The following is an 18,768-nucleotide window of genomic DNA, read 5'->3' on the forward strand; positions in this document are numbered from 1 at the left end:
TGCCATGACTTATAAACCTGCCGATAACCAACTCTTACTTAATCGTGAATTGGGCTTGCTCGAATTCAATCGCCGCGTTTTGGCTCAGGCAGAAGACGTACGTAATCCATTGCTAGAGCGCTTGAAGTTCCTCTGCATTGTATCGAGCAATTTGGATGAGTTTTTTGAAGTGCGGATGGCTTGGTTAAAAGAAAACATGCGCCTTAACCCTTCACGCTTATTGCCTGAAGGCATGACGCCGCATCAGGCCTTTGATTTGGTTGCCAAAGAAGCGCATGACTTAGTCGAGCGCCAGTACCGTATCTTGCGTGAAAATGTATTCCCAGCGATGGAAACCGAAGGCATTTATTTCTTCCGCCGCAGCTTGTGGACCGATGCGCAGCGTGCTTGGGTAAAAGACTTCTTTTTCCGCGAATTGATGCCGATTTTGACGCCGATTGGTTTGGATCCTTCACATCCGTTTCCACGCTTATCGAATAAAATTTTGAACTTTATCGTTGAGCTGGAAGGTCGCGATGCATTTGGCCGTAATTCAGGAATTGCGATTGTGCAAGCGCCACGGATCTTGCCGCGCTTTGTCAAAATGCCGGATGAGATCGCGGGCACGCAACACGGATTCGTATTTCTGTCGTCGATTCTGCACGCGCATATTGATGAGTTGTTTGCCGGTATGCATGTGCTTGGTTGCTATCAATTCCGCGTGACGCGTGATTCGGATGTGTCGGTGGATGATGAGGATATCAAAGATCTGCGCGCAGCGATTGAGGGCGAATTGTCGCAACGGCCTTATGGCGATGCGGTGCGTTTAGAGTTGGCGGATAATTGCCCGCGTCACTTGCAAGACTTCTTGTCGGAGCAATTTGGGCTACATGCAGACGATATTTACCGCGTGAATGGGCCGGTTAATATGGTCCGTTTGATGCAAGTACCGGATCAGGTTGATCGTCCTGATTTGAAGTTTTTACCATTTATGCCCGGCATTCCACCGGAACTGCGCAAACAAGCCGATTTCTTTGCGGCAATCCGCCATGGCGATATTTTACTTCACCATCCTTACCAAAGCTTCACACCCGTGGTGGATTTGCTGCAGCAAGCGGCGCGTGATCCGCATGTGGTGGCATTAAAGATGACGATTTACCGTACTGGCGCTGAGTCGGTCTTGATGGATGCTCTGCAAGAAGCCGCTGCACGCGGTAAGGAAGTCACGGTTGTCGTTGAGTTAATGGCGCGCTTTGATGAAGAAGCCAATATCAACTGGGCGGCCAAACTCGAGCGCGCAGGCGCGCATGTGGTGTACGGCGTGTATGGATATAAAACACACGCGAAAATGCTGTTGATTGTGCGCCGTGAAGAGGGCCAGCTTAAGCGCTATGCCCACGTCGGCACCGGCAATTACCATCCACGAACTGCCAAGTTGTACACTGATTTTGGTTTGTTGACTGCCAATAGTGAAATCACCAGTGACGTGAATGATGTGTTTATGCAGCTCACGGGTTTGGGCCTGGCGGGCGATCATCATCAATTGTGGCAAGCGCCATTTACTTTGCACAGCAAGTTTATCTCTGCGATTGATCGTGAGATTGAACATGCCAAGGCAGGTAAAAAAGCGGTCATTATCGCCAAGATGAATTCGCTGCTTGAGCCGTCTATCATTGATAAATTGTATGAAGCTTCGACAGCGGGTGTGACGATTCATTTGATCGTACGTGGCGTATGCGCGTTGCGTCCTGGTATTCCAGGGGTTTCAGAAAACATCCGCGTTCGTTCAATTATCGGTCGTTTCCTTGAGCATCATCGCGTGTTCTACTTCCTTAATGATGGGGAGGAAAATGTTTATCTTTCGAGTGCGGATTGGATGGGGCGTAATTTATTCCGCCGTATTGAAATCGCCTTCCCAATCTTGAATCCAAAAGTTAAGCGTCGCGTAATTCGTGAAAGCTTGCGCCCATTCTTGGTCGATAACACGCAAGCGTGGGAAATGCTGTCTGATGGTCGTTATCGCCGCAAAGTGGCGCGCGGTGACAAAATTCGTTCGGCACAAGGCCAATTACTGGCGGATTTGGCCGCGGGTGAGCGTACGTAATGGATCTGATCCTTTGGCGCCATGCGGATGCCGAGGACGGCGTTGATGATCTAGCTCGGCCTTTGACTCCGAAAGGCATCAAGCAAGCGAAAAAGGTGGCAACTTGGCTGCGTGAGCAATTGAAAGATGCTGCTGAGTATCGCGTGATCGCTAGTGAAGCCGTGCGCAGTCAAGCGACGGCACAGCAGCTACGCGCCGATTTTGAGATCAATGCCAAAATCAATCCAGGCTGCCATAACGCTTGCTACCTCGAAGTCGCGCGATGGCCACGTGATATCGGTAAGTTCGTGGTGGTGGTTGGGCATCAGCCCAATTTGGGTGAAGTGGCGGCTTTACTTCTCACGGGCAAAGAATTGGAGTGGAATACCCGCAAGGGTGGAATTTGGTGGATCCAACGTAAAGTGATGGATGATGGCCGAGTGAAGTACGTGCTGAAAGCAGCCTTAAGTCCAGATCTGCTTTAATTGGATGACTCAATCGCTATAAAAAAAGGTGGCCAAGGCCACCTTTTTTATAGAGCTCATTTTCATTTAGCCAATGCAATTGCCAAGCTAGCACGATAGTGAAAGTTGGATTCTTCATTACGCTCAAGAAAATCAAGCAAGCCAGCCAATTCCGCATGGGCAATCGCGGTTGCTTTAATGGCAATACTTGCTTCAAAGTAGGTTTGTGCTTTGCCCCAAAGTTCGCGTTGGCTGCAGAGGCGACCCAAAGTGAGCAATAAGCGATGATCATTCGGGTGTAATTTGAGCCACTGTTCTGCTTGTTGCAACTGCTGGGTCAGTGCCTCACCCGTTAGATCAAGCTGACCATACTGCTCAATCAATTCCGCGCTCCACTCGGCATCAATCGCGGCAGCCAAGGTGTCGCGTGCTAAGAGACTCTCACCTTGTTCCTGATATTGGCTGGCAACGCTGGCTGTGAGTTGCGGGTTCAGGCGTTCAGTCTCTGGTAGCTTGCGCGACCAATCTTTTAATTCTCTCGCCGTCATTGGGTGTTGACGAAGCTGCTGTTGATACGCAGCAATGCGAATATGCGCCGCTTGCTCAGCATCCATCGCGTCACTGCGAGTGAGCTGCTCAACTAATTTGAGAACCGCTTCTGGATTACGCTCTTTTTGACGAAGACGCAATTCAATCTTCATGGCCGCAGTGAGTTTTGGCGTAATTTCACGTGCAGCAACAATGGCTTGGCTGGCTTCGTTATAACGACGTTCATCTAAAAATAAATCTGCCATCGACATTAAGGTTGCTAAGTGCTGTTGGCCTAGTCGCGCTTGTAGTTTTTCAAAGTAAGTATTGCGCTTGTCGTAGTCGCGCATGGCATGCGCGGCACGAGCGCCCAAAAGACCGTTGGCGGCAAAAGCATCATCGGCATGCAGCGCTGCAGCAAAGGCTTCGCTCGCTAGGCGCTCAGCACGTTGATAGCGGCCTTCATAAAAAGCAATCCGCGCTTCCCGTTCAAGTTGTACTGATGCGCGCTCTTGCTGGCGAGCTCGATACTGGCGAACCCGTTCCGGTAGACCGCTCAACTCAGCAAACATCCGCAAGGCGAGGTAGAGCAAAATCACACTGGTGATCAATAAAACAATAAAAATATTGAGAGAAATTTCAACACGCCATGGCGGCAAGAATATTAGGGCGTAGCCAGAATTAAACTCAGCAAACAGCGTTAAGCCGACCGCCAGTGCAAATAAGCCAATAAACCAAATCAAGAATTTCACGGTTTAGCCCTCTCTGCCGTTGTGCGTGCACTGCGAACTGCAGTCAAGCTGGCACTGAGGTCAGGTAAGGTGATTGCCAATTGTTGGGTTTCCAATTGGCGTAAAACTTTGATGGCGTTGTCGGTGGTGGGGGCTTTTGCATCAAAAAATTGCTGTAGATAGCGCACGGTGGCTGTGATGTCGGCACGGAAGGCCGCTTCGTTCCGTAATAGGAGTGCTGAGCGAGCATTTAAAAGGCGCAGTTTGATATTTTCGCGTAAAAAGAAACCTTGCTCAGGCGAAAGCAAAATCAAATCGGGCTGGTCAATCCGGCGAATTTGAATGAGTTGCTTAAATTCATGCCAAACCTCTGCGCCAAATTGTTGAACCGAGTTATGGTTTGGATTGGCTTTGAATGGATTGTCTTTGGGATTGTGCCCCGCATCAACGAGCAGCGGCAAACGCTCAACACCGTCAATTAGGCTATTGAGTTTAGCAGTTACACCAATCACGTCGACGTAAGGCGTGCTCTTGAGTGTATTGATGTCTTGTGTGAGGGCTTGGCGCACGCTGATTAGCTCAGGACGATTTAAGCGCAGCAATTGTTGATCAATATTGTTGAGCGCGGTCAGTGCGCTATTCACGTCACCCGCGATTTGCAGCTGCTGGCTGGCAAACGACAGCATTTGCTCGATTTCAGCCAAGCTGTGCAATGCTTCGCCACGCGTGAGCGTGTCATACATATTGTTGAGTGATTCTTGGCGCGCTAAAGCTTCGGCTTGCTTACCTTCTTGCACGGTGAGTCGCGCTAATAGTTGTTGCTGAGTTTGGTTTTGTGCCACGGCTTGTGCACGTAACTCTTGTTGTAGTTTGTTATTGCTAGCGAGTTCACGACTCAAATCGAGTTTGAGTGTTTCCATCGCATTTTGTTGGTATAGCCAAGCGCCGCCACTGGCCAGAAGTGCGACCAAGGCCAAAATCAGCGCCGGTTGCGGCAAGCTGCGACGCGGTGGCTGGCTGAGTGCAGCGGAAAAAGTATTGGATGCGTTGTCTTGATTCATCAGGCTCTACACTTTTAGAGATTACTCTTTTGGAGATAAAACCGGTGCAAAATACCGGCAAATCGAATGGGTAATGCCATCATCACCCGCCTCGGTTTGCACGATATTGTTGGCCCCATTGGCCTGCAGTGCCTCGGCAATTCGGTGGTGCGGAACAAAATATAATGCACATTGTAGCTTGTGGCGCGTCTCGCCTCCAGCCCAGTTGAATAAGTGTTGTGCCGCTTCTGAACTGGAAATGACAATGCCATCACAGCCTAGTTGCAATTGACGTTCGATTTCGCTTGCATCGAGCGTAGGGGCGCTACGCTGATACGCTGTCACTAAAGTAACATCAGCACCCGCAGCGCTTAAACCGGCCGGCAGAATATCGCGCCCACCATTCCCGCGAAACAGTACGATTTTTTGGCCAGTTTGTGCGCCGAGTTCTTTTAGTAACCCTTCGCCATCAAATTGTGTGGCGGGGCAGATGATGTGCTTCACCCCTAGCTCCGCCGCTCGTTTTGCGCTGCCAGGACCAACCACCGCAACGGGTAAATCGCTCGGCCATGGTGTACTTAGCTTGGTAAAGACCGCATTTAAAGCTGAAGGGCTAATAAATACCGCTAAATCAAATTGATTCAAGCAGGCAATCGCATCGTCCAATTGACCTTGATCGATGGCAGGGCTGATGGTAAGTAGTGGTGAGGTATAAGTCTGCGCGCCATTTTTAATAATGGCTTCAGTCAAATACCTGGCTTGATCTGCTGGTCGGGTAATCCATATCCGATAGCCGCTCAGTGGCAAACTCATGGCGCGAGTTGTTTGAGAATCTCGCGTGCGCCTTCGGTACACAATAAATCGGCAACAATACGGCCCAAGCCATCGGCTGCGGCGTGCGAACCATTGGATTCTGCGACGACGCGGTGGCTACCATCGGGCATGGCGACTAAGCCGCGCAGTCGTAAAAAGCCTTCTTCATCGGTGGCATAAGCAGCCAGTGGAATTTGGCATGAGCCATTCAAACGGCGTGATAAAGCGCGTTCAGCGGTGACGCAAGCGGCAGTGATCGCATGATTGAACGGCGAAAGTAGCGCCATTAAATCCGCACGATCCGCACGAATTTCAATGCCGACGGCACCTTGGCCTGGGGCGGGTAAACTGATTTCTGGCGATAGTTCGCAGGTGATTCGTTCCGCTAAACCCAAGCGTTTTAAACCTGCTGCGGCGAGAATAATCGCGTCAAACTCAGCGTCATCAAGTTTTTTGAGGCGTGTACCGACGTTGCCGCGCAGAGGCTTGACGACTAAATGAGGGTAAAGGGCGCGGATTTGGCTTTCACGGCGTAGGCTGGCTGTACCCACAATGGCGCCTTCCGGTAATTCATCCGGATGTTTGTAGCGATTCGAAACAAAGGCGTCGCGTGGATCTTCGCGCTCACCAATCGCCGCCAAGGCAAAGCCTTCTGGCAATACCATCGGTACATCTTTCATTGAATGTACGGCTAAATCGGCACGACCCTCAACCATCGCTTGTTCGAGTTCTTTAACGAACAAGCCTTTGCCGCCGATTTTATTGAGCGTGACATCAAGAATTTTATCGCCTTGCGTCGTGATGCCCAATAGTTCAACGTTCAGCGTCGGATAAGTGCTTTCTAGCCAAGATTTCACATGATGAGCTTGCCACAAGGCCAATGGGCTTTCGCGGGTGGCGATGACCACTTTAGAGGGCAGGGTTGGGCTCATATGAACATCCTTCGGCAAACTTGAAAAACAGCAGTTTAACATGGCCGCTGCCGCACTGAACTTGGATTGCGGCTGCGGCGCGGATCAAGTGCTGGTTTTAGGCGGCTTTGGTTCTTGTGGTGCCAACTCCAGCGATGGTTCATCCCAGCTTAAGTTCGCGTCGTTAGCATCAAATGGCGGCAAGAGATCAACTTCAAAGAAAGCCTCTGCGTCAAACTCTGTGTTGATTGTGCCACTGCCTTGAATTTGATGGTTAGTGGGATCGGGCAGCTGAAAATCGAGCGAGATTTCTTCAATCGGCGGAGCCGCAGTCACTGCAGCGGCTACGTACGCGCCTTTAACTTCTGGTTTGGGTTCTAGGAAGGCACGCATCATTGATGCGGGGCTAGCCTCAGGGTGAATGTCTAAATCGACATGGGGTGCTGGCGGACGAGTACTGTCGGCCACTTCGCTGAGTGGGTTTTCAGTTCGGCGATAAAGGTGATTGTCCGGATCAAGTTTTGCGCCAATATTACGCACCAATTCCCAATCGGCTTCGTCTTTGACCACTAAGCGTAGGTTTTTGGCGAGCGCCGCATACTCGGTTTTCATGCCTTGTTGGCGGAAGACCCGAAATAGCATCAGCCAGCGTTCAATGTCTTCTGGGTCTTCATCAATGGTCTTGTACAATAAATCAATCGCCTCAGAAACATCACCTTGTGCCAGCATAATTTGTATTTGTGCTAGATCATTACTGCCGTAGTCACTGACTTCAATCCCTTGGCCTGGCGCATGCAGCATCGACATCATTGTGGCGTATTCGGTCGATTTGCTGCGTTTGGTAAAGGCATTGAGGTGCCCGATTAAAGTATGGGGTACTGGTTCGTCTTCCGGAGCCCAATCGTCATCTTTCGATCGGCGACGACGCCATGCGATCAAGGCTGAGCACGCGGCAAGTAAAGCAAGCCCTGCACCCATTAACCAGCGGCTGAATCCCGAGGCGGGTTCGGATTCTGCAGGAGCAATGACGACTTGGCTGGCTGCTGGCCTACTCGTTTGTACCGCACTAGCGACTACGGGTGCTACCGGAGCAACCGTCACCGCCGCGACAGGGCTGGCAACGGTGCTTGCTGCATTCAGTTGGCTGAGTTTTTGATTGAGCTGCTCGACTTCAAGTTGCATTTGCAACTGCAAATCTTCGAGCATTTTTACTTTTTGCTCTAAATCTTTAGTGTATTGCGCGGCTGATGGTGGGGCGGCAGGTCGGCTGTTAGTGCTAGGCGTTGCCGCATCGAGTCGCAATTGGCCACTTTCTATTGTGGGCGCTGGGGCTGATTTTTTCTTGATTGAGCGTAGTCGCTCGGGAATGATCACCGTGGTGCCCACGCTTAATTCTGCATTCGGATCAAGGTCGGGATTGGTGTTGCTGAGTTTTTGTAGATAGCGGGGATATTGTGGTGTATTGGCTGGATAGTAGCGTTTAGTGAGTTCTTTGAGCGTCATCGGCTTTTTGATGACGAACTCTTCCACTTCTTTGAGTGGCGTTGTTTCTAGATCGCGCGATTTTTTCTCAGTCTCACGTATCGTAAAACGGCTTATTTTTTCACGTTCATTATTGACCGGCGCAATATTTAAAAACGCCGTAAAGTCGCGTGAGATTTGTTGATTACCGCAGGCGATTCTAATGGCAAAGGCGACCATGGGCTCGCCCACGGCCGAACGAGACTCAATGACGAAAGCGCCAGATTGTCCATTGTTTGGGCGCAGTTGAATGGTGGCTGAGCCTATGCTGGGTAATTCAGAATCACCATGTTGCAATTCAATACATTGCTCATGGATGGTTTCGCCCGCATTTAAGCGATAGGGCACTAGGCCACGAAATTGTTGTCCTACAAAAGATTGGATTTGCAATTCGCCCAGTGTCACGCTGTGTGCCAAAGGCATAGCTAGGCCTAACATGGTGATGGCGACGTAAAGCGGACGGAGGCGAAGAGTAAAATAGGGCATTGTTCAAGCAAACCATGAATATTTTATTTCAATCATTGTCGGGCCTTATGCCTTTCAATTCAACATTTATTAAAGCACTGCAGTTGATTCGGTTTATTTATGCAAATCACTTTAAGTGTTTTTAAAAAATAATCGAATATTAATGCTATTGCGGGATATTAAATTAAAGCGGGATAAAAGTTAAAAATTGCGCCCGCTACCAGAGGCAAAGTTGTTGAGGCGTGGTGGGAGATTCATTAAAACGTACGCCAACGCCAAGGAGCCTCACTGCTTGAGCATTGCGTTTGAGGCCTTGCTCAAGCAAACCCAGATACACACTCAAACTCGGCTCAGCGCAGATGCATTCGACAGTGGTTTGGGTGAAGTCGGCAAATTTGATTTTAACGAACGCTTTATGTGCGCGCTCGCCGCTGGCGCGCCGCATCCGTGATTGCCAATCTTGAAACAGGGCGGGTAGCGCGTTTTTACAGTCTTGTGGACTGCTCAAATCATGGGCGTAGGTGTTTTCAACCGATAAAGATTTTCTACGTTCTGCCATCGCAACGGGTCGATGGTCGATGCCTTGGGCTTGTTCATACAATTGCCTGCCAAGCCGGCCCCATTCGCTAATCAGTTGCTCTAATGATCGAGCATGGATATCGGCACAGGTATGTATACCCCGCTTGGCTAGACGTTCTGCTGTTACCTTGCCAATACCCCATAGTTTTCTGACGGGTAAATTTGGCATGAATTCTGAAATATCTTGCGGGCGAATAACAAATTGTCCATTCGGTTTGTGCCAATCGCTGGCGATTTTGGCGAGGAGTTTATTTGGTGCAATGCCTGCGCTGGCGGTGATGCCAATCTCTCGTTCAATGCGGTCACGGATTTCTGCAGCCATTCGCGACGCACTGCCTTCGCAATGCGGCTGACCACTGACATCGAGATAGGCTTCATCCAGCGACAAGGGTTCAATGACATCAGTGTAATCGGCAAAAATCGCCCGCATCGCCATCGAAGCGGCTTTGTAGCGCGGAAAGTCGGGTGGCACGATGATGAGATTGCGGCAGAGTTGCTGTGCACGGTAAGTCGACATCGCTGCGCGAATACCGAGCTGGCGCGCCGGATAATTGCTGGTACACAACACGCCACGCCGGTCGCTAGCGCCGCCCACGGCGAGTGGTACATCGCGCCATTCTGGATGGTCGCGCATTTCCACTGCAGCATAAAAGCAGTCGCAATCGATATGAATGATTTTGCGTTGAATTAGCACGGTTCATTCGCCGAGCAAATAAAACAAATTGTACGTTCGTTCTATTTGAAAAGCACTTTTTTCTGCGGCAATACTGATTAATGGCGATGGCTTGTGAGTATTTTTAATGGGTATTGCTATCTAGCTATTTATAGCTAGAGCGTAGATCGATATACCCTTTCCATGAAGTCACATGTAAAGATCAGCTCACCCCCAAACGACTGAGGGGGTAGGCTGACTTGACTTGGTTAGCGGCAGTAGCTCGCCATCGAATAGCCGCGTTGCTCCGGATATTTTCGGCCACCTGGTGCACAGGTTTTCAGAACAACATCACCTGTATCGCAACGGCGTGACATCGTGACGCGTTGTCCCACGGTGAGTTTTTTGCGTTTCATATTGTAGGCGTTGAGAATCGAATCGTAGGTGCCGGTCGCAATGGCGCGTTCGGTGCCATGGATGGAAATAAGCTTCAGAATGTAATTGTGCTCTATCATGAGGTCTCCAATTTACAGCTTATTGAAGAGCGCTGGCCGTTGCCTGAGCGACGACTTTTTGCTCTTAAGAGGACTACAGTATCCGATTATATTTTTACCGATTTGTTGCAGTTAAGAAATTATTGTCGGGTGTTGTAATTTATGTGTTTTTGTTGATTTAGAGGCTGGGCCATGCGTTTTTTATCGATACTGTTTCTTATTGCGTTGCTGAGTGCATGCGGTCAAGCCAAGCTCGAACCATTGCCAGCCAACGCCGTCATTTTGGCCTATGGCGATAGCCTGACTTTTGGGACGGGTGCTGCTGCGGGCGAGGATTATCCAACGCAATTGAGTCGCTTGATTGCGCATCCCGTGATTAACGCTGGCGTGCCGGGCGAAACGACGGCGCAGGGCTTGCAGCGTCTAAATGAGACGCTGGATGAGGTGAAGCCCAAGCTGGTGCTGCTCGGCTTGGGTGGTAATGATTTTTTGCAACGCTTGCCACCAGAAGAAACCAAAGCCAATCTAGCGTTGATGCTCAACGAACTCAAGCGACGTAATATTCCAGTGATATTGTTGGCTGTGCCGAGTTTGGCTATCCCGCCGAAACCGCATCCTTTGTTTGCAGAGGTCGCCGAGCAAGCTGATGTCGTGTTGGCTGAAGAGCAATGGTTTGATATTTTGCCTAAAGGCAGTTTGAAATCCGACGCAGTCCATCCGAACGCGGCGGGTTATGCGCAATTTGCTGCGGCGATGGCTGAGTTTTTAAAAGAGCAGGGTGCGGTACGTGATTGATCGCAAAATCCTTTAGTCCGCGAAAAACACGAAAGGCACGAAAAACGACTTGAATAGATAATAAAATTATACTGAATTGGATTCCGTTTTTTTTTGCCGATTTCGTGCTTTTTCGAGCCTTTCGTGGCCCCCCGTTGTTGACCTTCTTCAACTAACTTTGTGAGCTTGCTATGACCGATAGTACTCCGCTCGATGAATTAACCCGTCAACGTGCCAGCCAAGTGATTTATCAGATTTTTCCTGAGCGATTTGCCATTGGCGGCGGTTTGAGTAGCAGTGAAAAGCTCGCTAGTTCTGCCTATGACGTGGCGGATGCGGCCAAATGTGATTGGGATGCGACGACGCTGAATCAGCCTTGGGGCAAACAATTCTTTGGTGGCGATTTGGATGGCATCGCCGACAAAATCGACTACCTCACCGAATTAGGCGTGACCGGCGTTTATTTGACGCCTGTGTTTAGCGCGCCGAGCAATCACAAGTACGACGCGACTGATTTTTTTACGATTGATGCGATGTTTGGCGGCGAAGCGGCCTTGCTGCGTTTAATCGATACGCTGCATCAACACGGCATGAGTTTGACGCTCGATGCGGTGCTCAATCATGTTTCCGAATTTCATCCGTGGTTTTTGGCCGCGAAAGCGGGGGACGCGGAAAAACGCGATTGGTTTACGTTTAGGGACGATGGCAGCTATTTGTGTTGGCAAGATTACGGCCTGATGCCGGAGCTCAATTTGTCTAATCCAGCCGTTCGCGATGTGCTGTATGCCAAGCCAAAAAGCTTGGTGCAACATTGGCTAGCGAGGGGTATCGACAACTGGCGCTTTGATGTTGCACAGGACGTGGGTATACCCGTGGCGCAGGAGATGGCGCAGATTGTTGGCAAAGCTTATCCACAGGCAGGATTGTTGGGCGAGCTAAATGGTTTTTCCGGTAGCTGGTTTCAAGCCGGTGGTGGTTTTAGCGGCATGATGAACTACTGGTATCGCACCGCGATTTTGGCGTGGCTGGCCGGTGAAATCGACGGTGTGCAAATGAACGCGGCGATTCGCGACGCGCGTGAGGCGTATGGGCTGAAAGGTTTGCTGTGCTCGTGGAATATGCTGTCTAGCCATGACACGCCGCGCTTGATTACGACGGTTGGCAATGTCGCCGATGCGCAGCTGGCGCTGGCGCTACAATTTACGCTGCCGGGGATTCCACTGCTGTATTACGGTGAAGAAATTGGTATGCAAGGCGGTGCTGATCCAGATTGTCGTCGCCCGATGCGTTGGAACGAGGCGGAGTGGAATCAGGCCCAGCGCGCTTGGGTGAAGCAGCTCATTTATATTCGTAAAAAGAATCATGCCTTGCAGTATGGTGATATATGCGTTTTAGGCGATAGGCTACAGGGCAATACCTTGGTATTTTTACGATTTACTGATGTGCCGGGCGAAGCCGCATTGGTCGTCGTGAATTTGAGCGACTCGCCGCTGAGCGCCAAATTGCTGATTCCCTACTCGCACTGGTACGACGGCGTGCCGCTGCGCGATGCGCTGGGTCATGCGCCGAATTTGAAGTTGAATGCGGGCAGTGTGCAGCTTGAAATCCCCGCACGAACCGTGGCGATTTTTGAGGCGTTCGAGCCGTATCAGAATTACACGTTTTTCAAACCGCGCAATCGTGCTTAAAGCTCAACAACGGGAGTCCACGAAAGGCACGAAAATCACGAACAAAAGTCAGCAGTAAAGAGTAGCAAGACCAGCAGATTTTAATTTTTGTGCTTTTTGTGTTTTTCGTGGACAAAATTTTTTACTAAAAAAGCTTGCAAAGCCCAGTGAAATCATGAATAATCCGCCTCCTACACAGAACACACTCATGCCCGGGTGGCGGAATTGGTAGACGCAGCGGACTCAAAATCCGCCGCCGCAAGGTGTGCCGGTTCGAGTCCGGCCCCGGGCACCAGATAGAAGAAAAAGCCGATCAACAATGATCGGCTTTTTTGCGTTTGGTCGCTTTGATTATCCGCCGCCGCGCTTCACTTTAAACCCGCGTTTGCTGAGTTCTGCCATCACCGCATCGCGATGTTCACCTTGGATTTCGATTTGTCCTTCTTTGACCGTCCCGCCCGTGCCGCACATTGTTTTGAGTTGTTTGCCGAGCGCGGTGAGTGCGGCCGCGTCGAGAATTAATCCCGTCACCACAATCACTGCTTTGCCTTTGCGTACTTCGCGGCCAACGCGGGCGATGCCGTCGCCGCTGGGGAGTGCCGTTTTGCAAATGCAAGCCGCTTGCGGCTGGCGGCATGCTGGGCACATGCTGCCGTGTTCGGTTGAGTAAACGAGTCCGCTGTTCTTACTCATCTTGCCCTGCCTTTAGCTGGGGAAACAGCACATCGGTGTAACCGAACTGCGTCATATCGGTGATGCGTTGCGGGTAGAGCACGCCAAACAGATGGTCGCATTCATGCTGTACCACGCGGGCGTGAAAGCCGCTGACGGTGCGATCTATTTCATTGCCAAATTGATCAAAGCCTTGGTAACGAATCTGGGTATGGCGTGGCACAACACCGCGCAAGCCAGGTACCGACAAACACCCCTCCCAGCCCGACTCCATTTCTTCATCAAGGGGGGTAATCACTGGATTGAGCAGAATCGTTTGTGGCACCGCATCGGCATCGGGGTAGCGCTCGTTTTGCTCGAAGCCAAACACGACCACTTGCAAGCTCACGCCGATTTGCGGCGCAGCGATGCCAACGCCATGGGTCGCGATCATGGTGTCAAAGAGATCAACTATGAGCGCATGCAGTTCGGGGGTATCAAATTGGGTAACAGGCTCGGCCGTCGCTAACAGCAGCGGCTCACCCATTTTTAGAACAGGACGGATTGGCATGATGGCGGTGCGTGTGGATCAAAACACCGATTTTACCTGATGTGTTGCCAGCAACGCGCGTGCTGGCAGATTAAAACCACGGCTTAACCGCGCTGGCTGGAGTCGATGCGGCAGAGCTGGTGCTGTTGATGACAATTTTATATTCACGGACTTGCACGGCTTCGACACTGGCATCTTCCCACGGGCGGCGGTAGAAAAATTGCAGTGTAGTTTCGCCCGATTGGCCAGCGACCAATCGCCAAGTGGTTTCGCCGCCAGCGCCGGGCGTGTTTTTCTTGCTGGGCGTATGTTTCCAGTTGCCGACCAATTTAATCGTACCATCTTCGGGTGGCTGAAATTGCCACATATAGCCAGTGCTTGGGTTGGCGGGTAGCGTGACAATAATGGTTTCTTTGGGTTTGACCTGAATAGTTTGCTGCTGATTGGCATCGTTCAATAATTGTTCGGCTTGCGCCAACGTCGGTAAAGTCAGTAATGCGACTAGGCTGGTGAGGAGGATTTTTTTCATGGCGGGCTCAATCAAATTAATCATTCGCTAGCATGTTGTAGCGATGCTGTTTTAGCTAGAGAATTATTACCCATAGCGTATGCGTATTTTTGATTTGCATAATGGGTATGTGATTGTATGCTTTTATATTTTTGAACGCCGCCTATATACCCATCAAACCAACACTTGCCGCGTACTCGCCATATAGTGATGAATCTGCTGTTCTATCTCGGGATTGATCATCAACTCAGGGCGGCGGCCGTGCGGACAGGGCAGGCTCGGTGTGGTACCGAATAGTCGACAAATCAGCGGCCGCTCCAGATAAACCGTACAGCCTTTCTCAGCTAAATGCGGACAACGCAATTCCGCCAGCGCGGCTTCGTGTTCCTTCGTGGTTTTACGCGGTAGCCGCGACATTTCCTCTGGCGACGTCGTCACCGGCCCACAGCAATCATGACAGCCGGGAATACACTCAAAACTCGGAATGCGCTGGCGTAAAAATCGGATGGTTTGGCTGTGTGGGGTCATGAGTTGATTCATTTTAAAGGCGCAATAGTTAGTTTACGCCGATTGCGTCATGACTTGCTGCGGCATTATTGGTGAAGCGCAGTGGAATCCTGTTATAATAAGCACTCTGCGGGCGTCGTATAATGGTAATACCCATGCTTCCCAAGCATGAGCCGTGGGTTCGATTCCCATCGCCCGCTCCAAACAAATGAAAGCCAGAAGTCTGTCGATTTCTGGCTTTTTTGCATTGCAGCTCGCTGTGTGTGAGTGGCGGTAATCTTTGAGGCAAATCTATGCGCGAAAAACCACGTTCTAAACCCGCTTCACCGCGTTCTGCTAGTGCGCCTAAACCGCCGGCGGAGCTGCATCCGCGTAACCGTCATCGTGGCCGTTATGACTTTCCTGCTTTGATTGCAGCATGCCCTGAGTTGCGCGCTTTTGTGGCGGTGAATCAGTATGGTGATGAGTCGATTGATTTTGCCAATCCGGCGGCAGTCAAAACGCTGAATCGGGCTTTGTTGGCGAAGTTTTATGGCGTGAAAAACTGGGATGTGCCCGCGGGTTATTTGTGCCCGCCGATTCCGGGGCGTGCGGATTATATTCACAATCTGGCGGATTTATTGGATCAGAGCTATCGCGGCAAGATTCCTGAAGTGGTGCGGGTGCTGGATATTGGTTGCGGCGCGAATTGCGTTTACCCACTGATTGGTGCGGCGGAATACGAGTGGGAAATGGTCGGCTCAGAAGTGGATGCGGTGGCATTGAAAAACGCCCAGCAGATCGTTGAGGCGAATCCGCAATTGAATATCGAGCTGCGTTTGCAAAAGATTCCGGCTGCGATGTTTTTAGGGATTGTGCAAGACGGTGAGTTTTTTGACCTAACTTTATGCAATCCGCCGTTTCATGCTTCCTTGGCTGAGGCGACGGCTGGCTCGCAACGCAAGTGGAAAAACTTAGGTAAAGCGCCGAAAACCGCAGCGCCGCTGCTCAATTTTGGTGGTCAAGGCGGCGAGCTGTGGTGCGAGGGTGGCGAAGAGGCGTTTATTCAGCGCATGATTTCCGAAAGCCGTCAGATCGGCAAACGCTGCCTGTGGTTTACTAGCTTGGTGTCAAAAGCCAGCAGTCTCCCTTTGCTATATCGAACGCTGGAAAAAGCCGGCGCGCTGGATGTGCGCACGATTGATATGAGCCAAGGGCAAAAGCAAAGCCGTGTGTTGGCGTGGACGTTTATTCCGCCAACCTCACACGAGCGGTTTTCCTCGGTTCTTTCTGAATCGGGCCGCTGAAATCCCTTTTTTCGCGCTAAATTGGCGGTGAAAATTACTGAGACTGGGAAAGCCACTGTCGAGTGCCACGCGGGGTAGTGCGTACTGCGTGGTGAGTAGCAGATTGCAGGCGTGTCCCAAGCGCAGCTCAGACAGCAAATCGCTAAAGCTCTTACCTACTTGCCGCGAGATCAACCGTTTGAGCGTGGTTTCGTTGATGTTGGCGGCTTTGGCGAGGCTGGTCAGCGTGATGCTTTCACGGTAGTGCTGATGCAAGAAATCTAAGGCCACTTTGAGGCGCGGATCGCCGACCGGCTCATTAGCGGGGGCGAGCTCCAAATAGCGTGCGTGTGAATCTGTGGGCAGTTGCCGCAACACATCGAGCAAACACAGTACGCGTTCTAGTCCTTTGAGTTGTAGCAGTTGTGCAAAGTGCGGTGCGAGTTGGGTGGCCAGCTCACGGCTAAAGACGACGCCATGCCGAATTCGTCGCAGCCATTGCCCCAATTCGCGTAGTTCGGGCAGGCCTTGCTCGGCCAGTTGATGTAGCCATTCTTCACGAAAAAACACCACATGAATTTCGATTTGATCGTGATTGGGCGCGGTTTTTCCTTGCCAAGAATGCGCTAGATTGGGGGTAATCAGTGTGAGGTCAATATCGGTAAAATCACTGACATCGTCACCCAAATACCGTAAACCACTGGCACCTGCGGTCAAGGTGATTTCGTATTCTGGGTGGTAGTGAAGATGAAAAGGGATGACTTCACCCAGATAATGATTGTGCCGCCACGGCAGCGCATGCGTGCTACCAATCCATTCACGAAATAGCATAAGTACCCTTAGACGATAAGTGGATTTAGTGTACCTAATGTGGATTTATTGCGCAGAACTTCGCAAAATACGGTAATCAAAATAAAGGAAATCAGCGATGGAAAATTTAGGTTTAAATCACATCAATCTGCGCGTGCCAACCGATTTGCTGGAGGCGATGCGGGCTTTTTATTGTGAGGTCATCCAGTTGCAAGTGGGCTTTCGCCCTGCATTTGGTACTTTGGGCTATTGGCTGTATGCGGGTGAGCAACCGGTGATTCATTTATCGATATTAAAGGGCGATACAAGTATCGATCTGAGCTTGCCCCGCGTGGTGGATCATATCGCCTTTACGTGTCGCAATATCGAGCAAACCGTGCAGAATTTGAATTCCCTCGGGCTGAAGTATCGACGCATGGATTTTGCTGATGAAGGAATTAGCCAGATTTTTATCCAAGACCCAGCGAATAATACGGTTGAATTACATTTTCATCTTTAATGTCATTGATGGTGGGTATATCGACGTACTTATTGCTTATTAATAGCTACATTTAAATACATCGATATTGGTGAGACGGTTTTTGCTCAAATTTCTTCGAGCGAGGCTTTTAGGGTTTGCACGACTTGACTCAGTTTGTTTTGCAGCGCAGCCTCATCAGTATAGGTGGCGGCGATTTTTTCCCAGCCACTGCGAACCACACTTAATAAATTTTCTTCTTGCCGATCGGATAAGCCAAAAGCAGAGAGGGTGCTTTCCATCTGCATCATCACGTCGCCAAATAAGGCGGTTCGTTCCACATTGCCTTGCCGTTGTTGTTGATCAATTTCGCTTAAGGTGCTGGTCAAGGATTGAATCGAATTCATGATGGCGAGTTGATTTTGTGTCGCGATCAGCGTGGTTTTGATTTTGATGGCCTCCAGCCTCGATTCGGCCGCTTCAATCAAAATCGCGAGGTGATCGCGCAGGCGTCCGCAGCGTTCTTCGTCATCGACGGGCATATTGTTGACGACCAATTGCACATTCGGATAGTTGACCGACAGGCGATTACGAAAACGCACAATTCGGTCCATCGTCGCCATTTTTTGTAGCACCGCCAGCTCTACCCCGGTTGCCACACCTTGCAGATTGAGCGCGACGATGCCCGAGTCGGTTTTTAGCTGGACGACACCGTCGAGCTGAAATTGTTGAAGCGCGGCAATCAATAATTGCGCGAGCCCTTGTGCGGTGTTGTTGCCGTTGAAATTTTTCAGTGTTTCCATCAACAAGCCGGTTTCACTCATGCTGCTCATCGCGGTGAAAGCGGTCGTCGTGGCATAGTTAATTTGCGATTTCATCTGAGCGCGTTCGGCACTCAGTTGTAGCATGTGCGCAGTGCGGGTGAGCAGGACTTTATGGTTGATGGGTTTGGTGATAAAACCCTGGCCGCCGACGTCGTATACTTTGAGTAGTTCGTCGGCATTTTCTTCGGCCGACATCAGCATCACGGGGATGTCTGATATTTCAAAATCATCACAAATGGCTTTGCATAAATCGAATCCGTTCATTTTGGGCATTTGCACATCGGCAATCACTGCGACGGGATTGATTTCTCGTGCTTTCTGTAACCCAGCCTCTCCGTCTACGGCTTCGACCACTTGATACTCGGCCTCAAGTATTCGGCGTACCAAGAGACGAATAATTGAATCGTCATCAACGACTAAAATCACCGGTTTACTGGTCGTTTCTAACATGTTTTTATCCTTTGCCAATCAGCATGTTTGAAGTGTAGTCGGAGA

At 50.5% G+C, this 18,768-nt stretch carries 19 protein-coding genes and 2 tRNA genes; 8 read left to right on the plus strand and 13 right to left on the minus strand.

The window, feature by feature from the left end; translation table 11 throughout:
• Positions 1-4 precede the first annotated feature (4 nt).
• Positions 5-2,083, plus strand: a complete 2,079-nt coding sequence (ppk1, locus tag K4H28_RS15560) for a polyphosphate kinase 1 (protein ID WP_221006044.1) — start codon at positions 5-7, stop codon at positions 2,081-2,083.
• Positions 2,083-2,547: a SixA phosphatase family protein gene (locus K4H28_RS15565; RefSeq protein WP_221006045.1), complete on the plus strand. Its 465-nt coding sequence runs from the start codon at positions 2,083-2,085 to the stop codon at positions 2,545-2,547. The genes ppk1 and K4H28_RS15565 overlap by 1 nt, the downstream gene beginning before the upstream one ends.
• 62 nt (positions 2,548-2,609) lie before the next feature.
• On the opposite strand, the gene K4H28_RS15570 is transcribed toward K4H28_RS15565, so the two are convergent.
• From K4H28_RS15570 to K4H28_RS15600, 7 genes are all read right to left on the minus strand, one after another.
• Positions 2,610-3,806 carry a heme biosynthesis HemY N-terminal domain-containing protein gene (locus tag K4H28_RS15570; protein ID WP_221006046.1) on the minus strand — a complete coding sequence of 399 codons (1,197 nt, stop codon included), beginning with the start codon at positions 3,804-3,806 and terminating at the stop codon, positions 2,610-2,612.
• Positions 3,803-4,846 (minus strand): uroporphyrinogen-III C-methyltransferase, encoded by a 1,044-nt coding sequence (locus tag K4H28_RS15575; RefSeq protein ID WP_221006047.1) that lies wholly within the window; start codon positions 4,844-4,846, stop codon positions 3,803-3,805. The genes K4H28_RS15570 and K4H28_RS15575 overlap by 4 nt, the downstream gene beginning before the upstream one ends.
• 21 nt (positions 4,847-4,867) lie before the next feature.
• Positions 4,868-5,638: a uroporphyrinogen-III synthase gene (locus K4H28_RS15580; RefSeq protein ID WP_221006048.1), complete on the minus strand. Its 771-nt coding sequence runs from the start codon at positions 5,636-5,638 to the stop codon at positions 4,868-4,870.
• A complete protein-coding gene (gene hemC / locus K4H28_RS15585) occupies positions 5,635-6,570 on the minus strand; it encodes a hydroxymethylbilane synthase (protein WP_221006049.1) in 936 nt (311 codons plus the stop codon). The genes K4H28_RS15580 and hemC overlap by 4 nt, the downstream gene beginning before the upstream one ends.
• An 84-nt stretch (positions 6,571-6,654) precedes the next feature.
• A complete protein-coding gene (locus K4H28_RS15590; RefSeq protein ID WP_221006050.1) occupies positions 6,655-8,556 on the minus strand; it encodes a type IV pilus assembly protein FimV in 1,902 nt (633 codons plus the stop codon).
• 196 nt (positions 8,557-8,752) lie between these two features.
• A complete protein-coding gene (gene dinB / locus K4H28_RS15595) occupies positions 8,753-9,808 on the minus strand; it encodes a DNA polymerase IV (protein ID WP_221006051.1) in 1,056 nt (351 codons plus the stop codon).
• Between the two features lie 227 nt (positions 9,809-10,035).
• Entirely contained in the window at positions 10,036-10,281 is a 246-nt protein-coding gene (locus K4H28_RS15600; RefSeq protein WP_221006052.1) for a hypothetical protein, read from the minus strand.
• Between the two features lie 171 nt (positions 10,282-10,452).
• Here K4H28_RS15600 and K4H28_RS15605 point away from each other — a divergent pair, with 171 nt between their 5' ends.
• The 3 genes from K4H28_RS15605 (at position 10,453) to K4H28_RS15615 (ending at position 12,996) form a co-directional block, all read left to right on the plus strand.
• Positions 10,453-11,055 (plus strand): GDSL-type esterase/lipase family protein, encoded by a 603-nt coding sequence (locus K4H28_RS15605; protein WP_221006053.1) that lies wholly within the window; start codon positions 10,453-10,455, stop codon positions 11,053-11,055.
• 170 nt (positions 11,056-11,225) lie between these two features.
• Entirely contained in the window at positions 11,226-12,722 is a 1,497-nt protein-coding gene (locus tag K4H28_RS15610; protein WP_221006054.1) for a glycoside hydrolase family 13 protein, read from the plus strand.
• Between the two features lie 189 nt (positions 12,723-12,911).
• Positions 12,912-12,996: transfer RNA gene (locus K4H28_RS15615), tRNA-Leu, on the plus strand.
• Between the two features lie 56 nt (positions 12,997-13,052).
• Here the strand turns inward: K4H28_RS15615 and K4H28_RS15620 are convergent.
• From K4H28_RS15620 to K4H28_RS15635, 4 genes are all read right to left on the minus strand, one after another.
• Entirely contained in the window at positions 13,053-13,394 is a 342-nt protein-coding gene (locus K4H28_RS15620) for a translation initiation factor Sui1 (RefSeq protein WP_221006055.1), read from the minus strand.
• Positions 13,387-13,923, minus strand: coding sequence for a peptide deformylase (gene def / locus K4H28_RS15625; protein ID WP_221006056.1), 537 nt, complete (start codon positions 13,921-13,923; stop codon positions 13,387-13,389). Before def ends, K4H28_RS15620 begins: the two co-directional genes overlap by 8 nt.
• Before the next feature lie 70 nt (positions 13,924-13,993).
• Positions 13,994-14,431, minus strand: a complete 438-nt coding sequence (locus K4H28_RS15630) for a protease inhibitor I42 family protein (protein ID WP_221006057.1) — start codon at positions 14,429-14,431, stop codon at positions 13,994-13,996.
• 153 nt (positions 14,432-14,584) lie between these two features.
• On the minus strand, positions 14,585-14,950 hold the full coding sequence (locus K4H28_RS15635) for a YkgJ family cysteine cluster protein (RefSeq protein WP_221006058.1): 366 nt from the start codon (positions 14,948-14,950) through the stop codon (positions 14,585-14,587).
• Positions 14,951-15,046: 96 nt separating this feature from the next.
• On the opposite strand from K4H28_RS15635, the gene K4H28_RS15640 reads away from it, so the two are divergent.
• Positions 15,047-15,120 (plus strand) — tRNA-Gly (locus tag K4H28_RS15640).
• Between the two features lie 90 nt (positions 15,121-15,210).
• Entirely contained in the window at positions 15,211-16,203 is a 993-nt protein-coding gene (rlmF, locus tag K4H28_RS15645; protein ID WP_221006059.1) for a 23S rRNA (adenine(1618)-N(6))-methyltransferase RlmF, read from the plus strand.
• Here the strand turns inward: rlmF and K4H28_RS15650 are convergent.
• Positions 16,159-17,013: a helix-turn-helix domain-containing protein gene (locus tag K4H28_RS15650; protein ID WP_221006060.1), complete on the minus strand. Its 855-nt coding sequence runs from the start codon at positions 17,011-17,013 to the stop codon at positions 16,159-16,161. The two genes, rlmF and K4H28_RS15650, sit on opposite strands and share 45 nt — an antisense overlap.
• A gap of 97 nt (positions 17,014-17,110) precedes the next feature.
• Here K4H28_RS15650 and K4H28_RS15655 point away from each other — a divergent pair, with 97 nt between their 5' ends.
• Positions 17,111-17,491, plus strand: a complete 381-nt coding sequence (locus K4H28_RS15655) for a VOC family protein (RefSeq protein WP_221006061.1) — start codon at positions 17,111-17,113, stop codon at positions 17,489-17,491.
• A gap of 86 nt (positions 17,492-17,577) precedes the next feature.
• On the opposite strand, the gene K4H28_RS15660 is transcribed toward K4H28_RS15655, so the two are convergent.
• Positions 17,578-18,723, minus strand: a complete 1,146-nt coding sequence (locus tag K4H28_RS15660; protein ID WP_221006062.1) for a response regulator — start codon at positions 18,721-18,723, stop codon at positions 17,578-17,580.
• Positions 18,724-18,768: the final 45 nt, after the last annotated feature.

Origin of the sequence: Deefgea tanakiae (genome assembly GCF_019665765.1) — a bacterium.
In the GTDB taxonomy this organism is placed as follows: Bacteria; Pseudomonadota; Gammaproteobacteria; order Burkholderiales; family Chitinibacteraceae; genus Deefgea; species Deefgea tanakiae.

What these genes read in the sequence shown, in the direction of transcription:
- K4H28_RS15620 (WP_221006055.1), bottom strand. Translation starts at nt 13,394, where the DNA reads ATGAGTAAGAACAGCGGACTCGTTTACTCAACCGAACACGGCAGCATG.
- K4H28_RS15565 (WP_221006045.1), top strand. Translation starts at nt 2,083, where the DNA reads ATGGATCTGATCCTTTGGCGCCATGCGGATGCCGAGGACGGCGTTGAT.
- K4H28_RS15635 (WP_221006058.1), bottom strand. Translation starts at nt 14,950, where the DNA reads ATGAATCAACTCATGACCCCACACAGCCAAACCATCCGATTTTTACGC.
- K4H28_RS15610 (WP_221006054.1), top strand. Translation starts at nt 11,226, where the DNA reads ATGACCGATAGTACTCCGCTCGATGAATTAACCCGTCAACGTGCCAGC.
- K4H28_RS15630 (WP_221006057.1), bottom strand. Translation starts at nt 14,431, where the DNA reads ATGAAAAAAATCCTCCTCACCAGCCTAGTCGCATTACTGACTTTACCG.
- K4H28_RS15580 (WP_221006048.1), bottom strand. Translation starts at nt 5,638, where the DNA reads ATGAGTTTGCCACTGAGCGGCTATCGGATATGGATTACCCGACCAGCA.
- K4H28_RS15660 (WP_221006062.1), bottom strand. Translation starts at nt 18,723, where the DNA reads ATGTTAGAAACGACCAGTAAACCGGTGATTTTAGTCGTTGATGACGAT.
- hemC (WP_221006049.1), bottom strand. Translation starts at nt 6,570, where the DNA reads ATGAGCCCAACCCTGCCCTCTAAAGTGGTCATCGCCACCCGCGAAAGC.
- K4H28_RS15650 (WP_221006060.1), bottom strand. Translation starts at nt 17,013, where the DNA reads ATGCTATTTCGTGAATGGATTGGTAGCACGCATGCGCTGCCGTGGCGG.
- def (WP_221006056.1), bottom strand. Translation starts at nt 13,923, where the DNA reads ATGCCAATCCGTCCTGTTCTAAAAATGGGTGAGCCGCTGCTGTTAGCG.
- K4H28_RS15575 (WP_221006047.1), bottom strand. Translation starts at nt 4,846, where the DNA reads ATGAATCAAGACAACGCATCCAATACTTTTTCCGCTGCACTCAGCCAG.
- ppk1 (WP_221006044.1), top strand. Translation starts at nt 5, where the DNA reads ATGACTTATAAACCTGCCGATAACCAACTCTTACTTAATCGTGAATTG.
- K4H28_RS15655 (WP_221006061.1), top strand. Translation starts at nt 17,111, where the DNA reads ATGGAAAATTTAGGTTTAAATCACATCAATCTGCGCGTGCCAACCGAT.
- K4H28_RS15600 (WP_221006052.1), bottom strand. Translation starts at nt 10,281, where the DNA reads ATGATAGAGCACAATTACATTCTGAAGCTTATTTCCATCCATGGCACC.
- rlmF (WP_221006059.1), top strand. Translation starts at nt 15,211, where the DNA reads ATGCGCGAAAAACCACGTTCTAAACCCGCTTCACCGCGTTCTGCTAGT.
- K4H28_RS15605 (WP_221006053.1), top strand. Translation starts at nt 10,453, where the DNA reads ATGCGTTTTTTATCGATACTGTTTCTTATTGCGTTGCTGAGTGCATGC.
- K4H28_RS15590 (WP_221006050.1), bottom strand. Translation starts at nt 8,556, where the DNA reads ATGCCCTATTTTACTCTTCGCCTCCGTCCGCTTTACGTCGCCATCACC.